The sequence below is a fragment of the Kitasatospora sp. NPDC048239 genome (assembly GCF_043202015.1).
Lineage (GTDB): Bacteria > Actinomycetota > Actinomycetes > Streptomycetales > Streptomycetaceae > Kitasatospora.
Map to the genome: position 1 here is coordinate 83,852 of NZ_JBICZP010000018.1, position 11,566 is coordinate 95,417.

8 protein-coding genes are annotated in these 11,566 nt (G+C 75.7%); 2 read left to right on the plus strand and 6 right to left on the minus strand.

Annotated elements, in window-relative coordinates; translation table 11 throughout:
• Positions 1-147: 147 nt before the first annotated feature.
• The 5 genes from ACGFZP_RS33915 to nirB all read right to left on the minus strand — a co-directional run bounded on the left by ACGFZP_RS33915 (position 148) and on the right by nirB (position 8,033).
• Positions 148-2,442: a hypothetical protein gene (locus tag ACGFZP_RS33915; RefSeq protein ID WP_392940289.1), complete on the minus strand. Its 2,295-nt coding sequence runs from the start codon at positions 2,440-2,442 to the stop codon at positions 148-150.
• A 105-nt stretch (positions 2,443-2,547) separates the two neighbouring features.
• Positions 2,548-3,456, minus strand: a complete 909-nt coding sequence (locus ACGFZP_RS33920; protein WP_392940291.1) for a hypothetical protein — start codon at positions 3,454-3,456, stop codon at positions 2,548-2,550.
• A 166-nt stretch (positions 3,457-3,622) separates the two neighbouring features.
• On the minus strand, positions 3,623-5,017 hold the full coding sequence (locus ACGFZP_RS33925; RefSeq protein ID WP_392940293.1) for a nitrate/nitrite transporter: 1,395 nt from the start codon (positions 5,015-5,017) through the stop codon (positions 3,623-3,625).
• Positions 5,014-5,406: a nitrite reductase small subunit NirD gene (nirD, locus tag ACGFZP_RS33930; RefSeq protein WP_392940294.1), complete on the minus strand. Its 393-nt coding sequence runs from the start codon at positions 5,404-5,406 to the stop codon at positions 5,014-5,016. Before nirD ends, ACGFZP_RS33925 begins: the two co-directional genes overlap by 4 nt.
• Complete coding sequence (gene nirB / locus ACGFZP_RS33935) at positions 5,403-8,033, minus strand: nitrite reductase large subunit NirB (RefSeq protein ID WP_392940296.1); 2,631 nt, start codon at positions 8,031-8,033, stop codon at positions 5,403-5,405. Before nirB ends, nirD begins: the two co-directional genes overlap by 4 nt.
• A 408-nt stretch (positions 8,034-8,441) precedes the next feature.
• Between nirB and ACGFZP_RS33940 the strand changes: the two genes are divergently transcribed.
• Positions 8,442-9,563, plus strand: a complete 1,122-nt coding sequence (locus ACGFZP_RS33940) for a uroporphyrinogen-III synthase (protein WP_392940297.1) — start codon at positions 8,442-8,444, stop codon at positions 9,561-9,563.
• Complete coding sequence (locus tag ACGFZP_RS33945; protein ID WP_392940299.1) at positions 9,563-10,489, plus strand: sirohydrochlorin chelatase; 927 nt, start codon at positions 9,563-9,565, stop codon at positions 10,487-10,489. The genes ACGFZP_RS33940 and ACGFZP_RS33945 overlap by 1 nt, the downstream gene beginning before the upstream one ends.
• Positions 10,490-10,613: 124 nt before the next feature.
• On the opposite strand, the gene ACGFZP_RS33950 is transcribed toward ACGFZP_RS33945, so the two are convergent.
• The gene (locus ACGFZP_RS33950; protein WP_392940301.1) at positions 10,614-11,561 is read right to left on the minus strand and encodes a LysR family transcriptional regulator; all 948 of its coding nucleotides are present in this window, start codon (positions 11,559-11,561) and stop codon (positions 10,614-10,616) included.
• Positions 11,562-11,566: the final 5 nt, after the last annotated feature.

Below are 11,566 nucleotides of genomic sequence, written 5' to 3' on the forward strand. Positions count from 1 at the left end.
CGTACGACCAGATACTTGAGTGACTCAAATAAACCTGCCGATGGCTGCCATTGGATTTCCGATGGCAGCCACGGAGCGCGGCCTCCCCGCGAAGGCGACACCGGGCGCAGGGCCTCGACACGGGGGGCGGCGGCTCGGAGCAGCGGCTCAGAGCGCGTCCAGCCAGCCCTGCGGCGCGACGAAGGCGGGCTGCCCGGCCAGGCCGGAGCGGTCGGCGCCGTGGGACAGCAGGAGGAGCAGCTTCTCCTGGTCGGCCGCCTTTCGGCGGGCAAGCTCGGCACGGCCGCTGATCCCGGCGTCCAGGAAGACCTTGACGACCTCGGGGCGGCTCAGGTCCTCGTGCAGCGCGGCCAGCTCGGCCACCTCCGTCAGGTGGGCGGTGACCAGCGGCGAGCAGCCCAGGTAGCCGGTCAGCGCCGTCCGCCCGGCCTCGTCCGGGACCACCCGGCGGAACTGGTCGAAGGTGGTGACGCCGATGGCCCGGAGCTTCTCCGCCGAGGGCTCGAAGGGATCGAGGTCGAGCATCCCGACCGGTTGTTCCGGGAGCCCGATGGCGCACGCGATCTCCCGCCCGTGCGCCTCGTCGCGCAGCAGCGCCGCGAAGGACGGGTCGCCCCACATCCCGCTGCGGTCGTCGGCGGTGGCGACCGCCAGGGCGAGGTGGTCCTCCAGGTCGCCGAGGGAGGCGGGCGGCAGGCCCACCTCCCTGACCAGCGCGGCCAGGCACGCGTAGTCGTAGGCCAGATCGGGTGAGGGGTAGGCCGCGGGCGCGGGCGCCGCCCACGGCAGCCGACCGCCGGCCGCGCCGGCCCGTCTCCCGTCCTCCCGCAGCAGGTCGATCACCTTCGTGAGGATCCCGGCCACCGGCACCATGTCCTCGGTGAACAGCCTGACCTGGCGGTCCTCGTTGCCTGCCAGCCCCTTGCACTCCTCGCCGAGCGTCGTCACCCTGGCGCGGGCGTCATGGAGGATGAGGCCCTCCTGCTGACGCAGCCGGGCCAGGCGTGCGGCGCCCGCGGCCCGCTCCGTCAGGTAGCAGTTCACCCTCATCACGGCGCCGCTGTAGAGGGTCCGGAGGTAGATCACCTCCCAACCCTTGCGGATCGGCTTGTCCTCATCGGGCCTGGCCAGCTTGAGCTGCCGGTCCATCAGCTTGGCGAACCGCAGGCGGTTCGCGGCCGTCCCCGGCACCTGGCGGAAGCACTCGCTCAGGTAGTCGATACGGGCCAGTCCGTACTCCGGCTCGACCTTGACGGCGTGCCGCAGCAGCTCGACCCGCTTCGGCCCGCTGTCCGTGAGCGTCGGCTCCATCGCGATGACGTGCAGGGCCACGCTCTGCCACTGCTCGGCGCCGCAGAGTCCGGCCTTCAGCTCCCGGTGGATGCTGCTGAGCCGGACCAGGACGCAGGCCGCGGCGGCGGTCAGCAGTTGGGCTCGGGCGCGGCCGCCGTCCTCCGCCCCCGCGGCGGGCCTGCCCCCGCCCGGCGCCTTCCCGGCCGCCTCGGCCTCCGCCGCCTTCGCGGCCGCGGCGGGCCCCGACGGCAGCAGGCCGAGGGCCGGACGGCTGATCAGGACGCAGTCGGCCTGGTGGCCGTTGCGGGTGAGGGTGACCGTCACCCGGTCGGCGTCGACCAGGGTCACCAGGGCCCGCCAGGTCAGGCCCGGCCGGAGGACGTACATGATGCGGGCCACCGCCGTCGCGACGGCGCCGCCGGGGACGGCCTTGAGGTCCTCGCTGGCCAGCCTGCTGGGCTCGGTGGGGCGGACGATGCCCAGGCTCGCGGGCCGCCGTGAGCCCAGGCACTGCAACCGGGCCATCACGTACTCCGCCGCGGCGACGTCGCTCTTGCCGTCCACCCCCTGGGCCTCGACCTGGAGCCGGCGGTTCTGGCCGAGGGCCGTCGCGGTCGCGGTGAGCCCGAGCACGGCCAGCGCAATGTCCGCGACGATCAGCCGGTTGCCCTCCCCCCAGGAGAAGAAGCAGCTCGTCAGCACGGCCCAGACCAGCAGCAGCGCCAGGAAGGCCGGCCAGGTGATCCCGGGGCCGGTCCGGTGCTTCCACACCCACCCCGGCCACCGTTTGGCCAGGAACGCCACCACGACCCCGGGCAGGACCAGGACGAGGGGAAAGGCCCAGCTCAGCCAGCGGCCGTCGCCGACCACGGTGTACATCGGCTGGAGCGGGACGAAGACCGCCACCGCCAGCAGGGCGAGCCCGCCGACGGCCGTCCACCAGCGTCTGGTGGCCTTCCCCCAGGCCTCGGCTTCGCACGGCACCAGGTAGCGGGTGAGCAGGCCGCTGAGGGCGACGAGGGCGAGGAGGGCGATCACCCCGGGGATGATCAGCTGGGCGACCGGCTTCACCCACTCCGCGTAGAAGGCGTTCCAGTTGCCCATGTCGATGGCCAGCGCCGAAGCGGTCCGGCCGGCTAAGTCCGTCATCGCACGAACCTCGGGTCCTGGGCGGTACCCCTGCCTCCTACGCTAGGCCGTCCGCGAACGGGTGTACACACCGGTACTGACCCCCGCCGGGGGCGCGGCCCGAGGTCAGTGCCGGCCGACCTCGCGGGTGAGTTCCAGGCCCAGGACGCGGTCCAGCGCCGCGAAGGTCTCGAACCGGGCGCCGTCCTCCAGCCCGTTGGCCGCCCGGACCCGGTGCAGCAGGGCGAGGGCGGCCGGGGTGTCCAGATCCCCGGTGAAGGCGGCCGCGGCCTGCCGCCGGATGTCGTCCGGGACGGGCTTCGAGGGCGCCCAGGCCCAGTCGGTGACGCGGCGGCGCCAGTCCCGCAGGGTGGCGGCCGCCTCGTCCAGCACGCGCGGCCCGGTGTCGGCCGGTTCGCGGTAGGGGCGGGAGAGCAGGGCCAGCCGCACCGCCGCGGCCTCGACCTGGCCGGCGGCCAGGCCGTCCACCAGCCCGTCCGCGGGGTCGCCCCCGGCGGGGCCCACGGCGAGCCACACGCCCTCGGCGGCGGCGGACCGGTCGGCACCGGCCGCGAACAGCTGGGCGTCCGGCGGGCCGCCGAGCGCCTCGCCGGGGTCTGCCGGATCCCCTGCGGCGACGACGGCGACGGGGGGATGGATGCCGAGGGCCGCGGCGGCGCGGTCGAAGGCGGTGGCCCGGCCCGGGTCGAGGACCGGCAGGAGCAGGACCCGCAGGACCTGGAGGCCCTCGATCTCGGCGACGCGCTGCAGCACGTCGCCGACCAGTGCGGCCCGGAGGTCCCCCGGCCCGGCCCGGCCGCCGGTGGCCGCGAGCCGGACGCCGGTCCGCAGCAGCATCCGGCGGCCGGGCGGGATCCCGGTGCTCCGCCCGGTGCGGGTGTCCAGCACGCTCAGCGCGGGGCGCCGACGGCCCCCGTCCTCCCGGCCGACCGCCTCCGGGCGCAGCGCCGGTCCGTCGTGGAACGCCCCCGGGCCGCTCACCGCACCCGGGGGGAAGCCCTGTTCGTCCGCCACTCGGCCACACCTCCTCGGCGAGGCCATCCTCCCCGCTCGGCTGCGGCGCCGCCACCGGCGGCCGAACCGGGCCCGGGGTCCGCCTTCGGCCTCCCGCCGTCGTCGGCCCGCCCTCCGGGCGAACGACGGGAGTTCAAAGACGGACCCCGGGCTCTGCGGGCGCGGCTCAGTCCCGCCCGCGGCCCTCCGCCCAGCCCGAGCCCGGCCGCAGGCACGCCACCCAGGTCAGCACGGAGCAGAGCAGGTACGCCGCCAGGAAGCCGAGGTAGGCGGCGTCACCGTTGTGGCTGGCCAGGAAGGACTGCCGGAACGCCAGGTTGACCAGCACCCCGCCGAACGCGCCCACCGCACCGGCCAGGCCGATCAGGGCCGTCGCCCGCCGGCGCGAGTCCGCCTCGGCCGCCGTCTGGTCGGCGCCGCCCCGGACGGCGGCCCGCGCCTTGGCCTGGAAGTGGGCCGGGATCATCTTGTACGTCGAGCCGTTCCCGATCCCGCTCAGCACGAACAGCGCCACGAAGCCGGTGAGGAAGAGCGGCAGCGAGCCGGCCCGGGAGGCCGCCAGCACGACGGCCGTACCGGCGCCCATCGCCACGAAGGTGACCAGGGTGACCAGGGCCCCGCCCCAGCGGTCGGCCAGCCGCCCGCCCAGCGGCCGGGCCAGCGAGCCCAGCAGCGGTCCGAGGAAGGTCAGCGCGGCGGCCTTCACCGGCGTGTCGAAGCGGTCGTGGAACTGCACCTGGAGCACCTGCCCGAAGGCGAAGCCGAACCCGATGAACGAGCCGAAGGTCCCCACGTACAGGGTGGACATCACCCAGCTGTAGCGGTCCCGGACCACCTCGCCCAGTGCCCGGCCCGCGCCGCGCGGCGGGGCCGCCAGGTTGTCCATCCGCCACCACGCGCCGGCCGCGGCCGCCACGATCAGCGGCAGGTAGAGCAGCGGCAGCAGCCGGGGGTGCGCCGCGCCCGCGGTGGCCAGGACCAGCAGGCCGAGCAGCTGCACCGCCGGGACGCCGAGGTTGCCGCCGCCGGCGTTGATGCCGAGTGCCCAGCCCTTGAGGCGGTGCGGGTAGAAGGCGTTGATGTTGGCCATCGAGGAGGCGAAGTTGCCGCCGCCGACGCCGGCGACGCAGGCCACCGCGAGCAGGGTGCCGTAGGAGACCCCCGGGGTGAGCACCACGGCGGCCAGCACGGTGGGGACGAGCAGCAGCAGGGCGCTGAACACCGTCCAGTTCCGGCCGCCGAACCTGGTCACCGCGAAGGTGTAGGGCAGCCGGAGCAGGGCGCCGAGCGCCGTGGGGAGCGCGGTCAGGGTGAACTTGCCGGCGGTGTCGATGTGGTACTGCGGCCCGAGGAAGAGCACCAGGACCGACCAGAGGCTCCAGACCGAGAAGCCGATGTGCTCGGAGAGCACCGAGAACACCAGGTTGCGCCGGGCTATCCGGGCGCCGGCCTGCTCCCAGAAGTCCTCGTCCTCCGGGTCCCAGGGGGTGAGCGGGGCGGCGCCGGCTCTGCCGCCGGGCCGCCGGGTGTCCGATCCCTTCGTGTCGAGGACGGCGTTCATCCGCGCTCACCCGCCGTGGCGACGACCCGCTCGGCCGCCCGCTCGCCTGCCGGGGCGACCCGGACGGGCCACAGCCGCAGGACCGCCGGGCTGCCGTCGGGGGCGGTGTCCTCGTCGAGGCAGCGCCCGTCGCGCAGGTCGAAGGCCTGCTTGTACATCGGGGAGACCAGGGTGGGTCGGTCGCCGCGGCTGCCGAGCAGCCCCCGCGAGAGGACGTACGCGCCGCTGAACGGGTCGCGGTTGGCGACGGCGTGCAGGTCCCCGGTCCGGTCGCGGAAGACGGCCACCTGCTCGCCGTCCAGCAGCACGGCCACGCCGCGTCCCGGTTCCAGGTGTTCGAGGGGGCAGACGGGCTGCCAGTGCGCGCCGTCGTGGATCTGTACGTTCACGAGGTGACCACCTCCAGTCGGGGCCCGGCCACCATGACCGGGGCGGTTGCGGTGAGGATGCGCCCGTTCTCGCCGGGGCGGGCGGGCCGGATCTGACCCCGTTCGGGGACGAAGGTCACGGCCGGGTCGGGGGTGCCGGGGGCGTTGACGAAGGAGGCGAAGCGGCGCAGCCGGTCGGGGTCGGCCAGGGTGGCCGCCCACTCGTCCTGGTAGACGCCGACATGGCGCTCCATCAGGGCGTCCAGCTCGTCGGCGATGCCGAGCGAGTCGTCGAGCACCACGGCGCGCAGGTGGTCCAGACCGCCTTCGAGCCGGTCCAGCCAGACCGAGGTGCGCTCCAGCCGGTCGGCGGTGCGGATGTAGAACATCAGGTAGCGGTCGATGGTGCGGATCAACGTCTCCCGGTCCAGGTCGGCGGCGAGCAGGTCGGCATGGCGGGGCGTCATACCGCCGTTGCCTCCGACGTAGAGGTTCCAGCCGGCGGAGGTGGCGATCACTCCGAAGTCCTTGCTCTGCGCCTCGGCGCACTCGCGGGCGCAGCCGGAGACCGCCGACTTGAGCTTGTGCGGGGAGCGCAGGCCCCGGTAGCGCAGCTCGAGTTCGATCGCGAGGGCGACGGAGTCCTGCACACCGTATCGGCACCAGGTCTCCCCGACACAGGACTTCACGGTGCGCAGCGCCTTGCCGTAGGCGTGTCCGGACTCGAAGCCGGCGTCCACCAGCCGCTGCCAGATGACCGGGAGCTGGTCGACGCTGGCGCCGAACAGGTCGATCCGCTGGCCGCCGGTGATCTTCGTGTAGAGGCCGTGGTCGCGGGCGATCTCGCCGATCGTGATCAGCCCGTCGGGGGTGATCTCGCCGCCGGGGATCCGCGGCACCACCGAATAGGAGCCGTTGCGCTGCAGGTTGGCCAGGAAGTGGTCGTTGGTGTCCTGGAGCGCGGCCTGTTCGCCGTCCAGGATGTGGCCGCCGCCCAGGCTCGCCAGGATCGAGGCGACGACCGGCTTGCAGACGTCGCAGCCCTCGCCGCGGCCGTGGCGGTCCAGCAGGTCGGAGAACCCGGTGATGCCGGTGACCCGGACGATCTCGTACAACTCGGCGCGGCCGTACGAGAAGTGCTCGCACAGGCCGGTGGGCGGGGCCGCCCCGCCGGCCGCCAGCTCCTCGTTGACCACGCTGGTCAGCTGCTTGAGGCAGCTGCCGCAGCCGGTGCCGGCCCGGGTGCACTTCTTGACCGCCGCGACGCTGTCGCAGTCCTGGTCGCGGACGGCGGCGCGGACGGCGCCCTGGGTGACGTTGTGGCAGGAGCAGAGCACCGCCTCGTCGGGCAGTGCCACCGGGCCGCCGCCGAACCCGGCGGGCAGGACGAGGCGTTCGGGCGCCTCGGTCAGCGGCTTCCCGCTCGCGGCGAGCGGGCGCAGGGTGCCGTACGCGTCGGTGTCGCCGACCAGGACGCCGCCGAGCAGCGCGCCGTCGGAGCCGATCACCAGCTTGCGGTACACGCCGCGCCGGTTGTCGCTGTACAGCACGTCGAGGGCGCCTTCGGCGGTGCCGTGCGGGTCGCCGAAGCTGGCCACGTCGACGCCGAGGAGCTTGAGCTTGGTGGAGGTGTCGGCGCCGGTGAACCCGCGGTCGTCGCGCTGGCCGGCGAGCTCGCGGGCGGCCGTCTCGGCCATCTGGTAGCCGGGGCCGACCAGTCCGTACACCCGGCCGTCGGCGGCCTGGGCGCACTCGCCGATGGCCAGGACCGCCTCGTCGGCGGTGCGGCAGCGCTCGTCGACGACGATGCCGCCGCGGACGCCGACCGGCAGGCCGCAGTCCCGGGCGAGCTGGTCGCGCGGCCGGATGCCGGCGGAGAACACCACGAGGTCGGCGGGGAGTTCGGTGCCGCCGGCGAGGGACAGGGCGCGGACCCGGCCGTCCGGGGTGGTCGCGACGGCCTGTGCGGCGGCGCCGGTGTGGACGGTGACGCCGAGGTCCTCGATCTTGCGGCGGAGCAGGGCGCCGCCGCCCTCGTCGACCTGGACGGCCATCAGCCGGGGGGCGAACTCGACCACGTGGGTGTTCAGGCCCATCGCCCGCAGCGCGCCGGCGGCCTCCAGGCCGAGCAGGCCGCCGCCGACCACCACGCCGGTCGCGGCCTGCGCCGCGTCGGCGGTCTCCGGTGCGCCGGCGGGCCGTTCGGCGTCCGCCCGGATCGCGGCCAGGTCCTCGATGGTGCGGTAGACGTGGCAGCCGTCGGCGTCGTGCCCGGGGACGGGCGGCACGAACGGCGCCGAGCCGGTGGCCAGCACCAGCGCGTCGTAGCGCAGCCGGTGCCCGGAGCGGGTGGTGACCGTGCGGGCGTCGCGGTCGACGGCGGTGACCGGGTCGCCGAGCCGCAGGTCGATGCCGTGCTCGGCGAGGAAGCCGGGCGGGCAGAGCGACAGGTCCTCGGCGGTGCGGCCGTCGAACAGCGAGCTCAGGTGGACCCGGTCGTAGGCGGGGCGCGGCTCCTCGGCGAGGACGGTGACCCGCCAGGCCGTCGCGCCGGGCTGCTCGACCCACGCCTCCAGGAAGCGCTGTCCTACCATGCCGTGCCCGACGAGGACGAGGTCCCGGGGGCGGTCGTGCGTCCACGGCGTCATCGTGTTGCTCCTCCAGTGCTGGGTGGTGCCCGGTGATCGGGTGCCGGTGATCGGGTGCGGGGCACCGCGGTTCGGGGGCACCGGGGTTCGGGGCCGGGTGCCGGTAGGTCAGATGCGGGGGGTGCCGGTGGTCCTGGTGGTCCCGGCCGGCACCGCGGTCGTCGTCCCGGCGGTCGTCCTGGCCGCTGTCCCGGTCGTCGTGACGGTCGCCGTCATGCCGAGGACCTTCCCGAACCGCCGTTTCCGCACAATGTCCCTTGTGTTGCGCACGCGGTACGCCTCGCTCACTCCCCGACCCGGCCGGAGTGCGCCGCCGGACATCGGCCGTAACAGGGAGGGCGGTTTCGCTAACCCGCAGGTGACCGATGGGCAACGCGCCCGTAACGCCGAAGCCGCACGCTTCCGGCCATGGCAACAACCACCCAGCCCGGCCCGCTGACCGGCTTCACCATCGGCGTGACCGCCGCGCGTCGCCGCGACGAACTGACCGCCCTGCTCAGCCGGCGCGGTGCCCAGGTGGTCGAGGCCCCCGTGCTGCGCATCATGCCGCTCTCCGACGACCTCGCCCTGCGCCAGGCCACCGAACGCTGTCTGGCCGCCCCGCTGGACTACGTGGTCGCCACCACGGGCGTCGGCTGGCGCGGCTGGATGAGCGCGGCGGACGGCTGGGGCCGGGGCGCGGCCCTCGCCGAGGCCTTCCGGCAGGCGGTGGTGCTCAGCCGCGGCCCCAAGGCGACCGGCGCGGTCCGCGCCAGCGGCCTCGGCGAGGGCTTCTCCCCCGGCTCCGAGGCCACCGACGAGCTGCTCACCTGGCTGCTGGCCCGCCCGCTGGCCGGTCGGCGGATCGCCGTCCAGGAGCACGGGATACGCCTGGACGCCTTCGCGGCGGCGCTGCGCGAGCGCGGCGCGGAGGTCATCTCCGTCCCGGTCTACCGCTGGCTCCCGCCGGACGACCCGGCCCCGGTGCGGCGGCTGGTCGAGCAGACCGTCCGGCGGCAGGTCCACGCGCTGACCTTCACCAGTGCGCCGGCGATCACCGCCCTGCTGGCGACCGCCGAGTCCGAGGGCCTGCGCGAGGCACTGCTCGACGCGCTGAGCGACGACGTCCTGCCGGTCTGCGTGGGCACGCTGTGCGCGCGCCCGCTCGCCGAGCTCGGCCTGCCCGCGGTGTTCCCCGAACGCGGTCGGCTGGGCGCCCTGGTGCGGCTGCTCGCCGACACCCTGCCCACCCGCGGTCGGCGCGAACTCACCCTGGCCGGAACGGTCCTGACCCTGCAGGGCAACGCCGTCCTGGTCGACGGCGAGAGCCACTGGCTCAGCCCGCGCGGCGCGGCCGTGCTGCGCGCCCTCGCCGAACAGCCGGGCCGGGTGCTCAGCCGGGCGGACCTGCTGCGCACCGTCTGGGTCGACGCGGAGGCGGACGAGCACGCCGTCGAGGCCGCGGTCGGCCGGCTGCGCGCCGCGCTCGGACCGCACGGTCGGCTGATCCGGACGGTGCCCAAGCGCGGCTACCGACTGGCGGCGGGCTGATGGCCGCCGACGCGGTCGGGCTCGCCACCCGGACCGTCGAGGGGCTCGCCCCGGCCGCCCGGTCGGCTCTTCGCTCCGGGGTGCACTCCGGCGTGCGCACCACGGGTGCCCCGCGGGGCGCCCTGCCCTGCGCCGTCTGCGCCGGACACCCCGCCGGACGCCCCACCGGACGTCCCACCGGCGCCGCGCCGACGCCCGGTGACCGGTACGCCGCCGGCCGCCGACCCGTCCTGCTCGCCGTGGCCCACGGCAGCCGGGACCAGCAGGGGGTGGCCGCGACGGGGGCGCTGCTGGCCCGGGTGCGCGCGCTGCGACCGGAGCTGCGGGTGCGCTGCTGCTTCCTCGATCTGGCGCAGCCCTCGCTGCCGCAGGCCCTGGCCGAGCCGGCCGACGCCGGGGAGGAGGTGGTGCTGGTACCGCTGCTGCTCGGCGCCGGGTACCACCTGCGGGTGGACATCCCGACCGCGCTGACCGAGGCGGACGCGTCGGCCCGCCTCGCCCCCGCACTGGGCCCCCACCCGCTGCTGGCCGCCGTGCTCGCGGACCGCCTCGCCGAGTCCGGCCGGCCGCCCGGCGCGGGGCCGGTGGTCCTGGCCGCGGCCGGCTCCTCCGACCCGGCCGCCAACGCGGACACCCGCCGGATGGCCGATCTCCTCGCCCGCCGCCTCGGCGACGGCCGGCCCGTCGTCCCGGCCTTCCTGTCCGCGGCCGGGCCGACGCCCGCCGAGGCCGTCGCGGCCCTGCACGCCGCCGGCCACCGGGACGTCGCCGTCGCCACCCACCTGCTGGGCCCCGGCTTCTTCGCCCGCCGCGCGGCCGGCACCGGCGCCCGCTGGACCTCCGCGCCGCTCGGCACCCACGACGCCCTCGCCCGGCTGGTCGCGCTCCGCTACGACGAGGCCTGCCGCACCGCGGCCCTCCGGTAGGCCGTGTCTGACAATTCGCGTCGGATCAGCGCGCGGGGAGGATGCCCGGCGTGGCGCGCCCGGCGGGAACCGTCAGACGGGTCCTACGGCCTGTCCGGCCGCATGCCGGTGTCCGGCGGTCCGGTCACCAGGTGCGGGCCGTCGCCACCAGACGGTCCCGGACCAGGCCCACGTGCGGGTTGGCGGCGGCGCCCGGCCGCTGGACGAGGTAGCCGGTGTTGATCGGCGGGTCCTCGGGTTCGTGCAGGGCCACCAGCGCGCCGGCGGCCAGCTCCTCCGTGCAGAGGTAGCGGGGCAGCACGCTGAACCCGGCGCCCGCGGTGAGGGCGGCCAGCACGCCGCGCAGGTCGGGCACGGTGACGGCGGCCCCGCAGGTGAGGCGCCGGCCGAAGACGTGCCGCCAGTAGCGGCGCGCGATCGGCAGGTCCTCCGCGTAGACGACCAGCGGGACGCCGTGCAGCGACTCCAGCAGCGCCGTGGCGCCGCACCCGGGTGCACCGATCCGCTCCGCCCAGGCGGGTGCCGCGACCAGCACGAACTCCTCGTCCATCAGCGGCGCGGCGGACAGCGTCCGACCGCGCGGCCGGGTGGTCGCGAGCACCAGATCGTGCCGGCCGGCCCGCAACTCCTCCAGCAGTGCGTCGGTCAGACCGGCCGTCAACCGCAGCCGCACCCCGTCCGCGATCAGTGGCGCGAGGGCGGGCAGCACCCGCAGGCAGAGCAGCTCCGCCGGCCCGGCCAGGTGCACGGGCCCGGCCACGCCGCCGACCCCGTCGACCCCGCGCCCGGTCACGGCGGCGAGGGCGTCCAGCGGCGCCGTGACCCGGGCGGCGAGTTCGTCCGCGTACGCGACCGGGGCCACTCCGCGCGGCAGCCGCTGGAACAGCTCGCGGCCCAACTGGCGTTCCAGCGCCCGGATCTGCGTGGTGACGGTCGGCTGCGACAGCCCGATCAGCTGGGCGGCGGCGGTGAAGGAGCCGGACCGGTGGACGGCGAGGAAGGTGCGCAGCAGGTTCAGGTCCGGCGGGCCGGCGGGCGCACCGCCCGGGGCCTCCTCCGGCTCGGACGCCATGACCT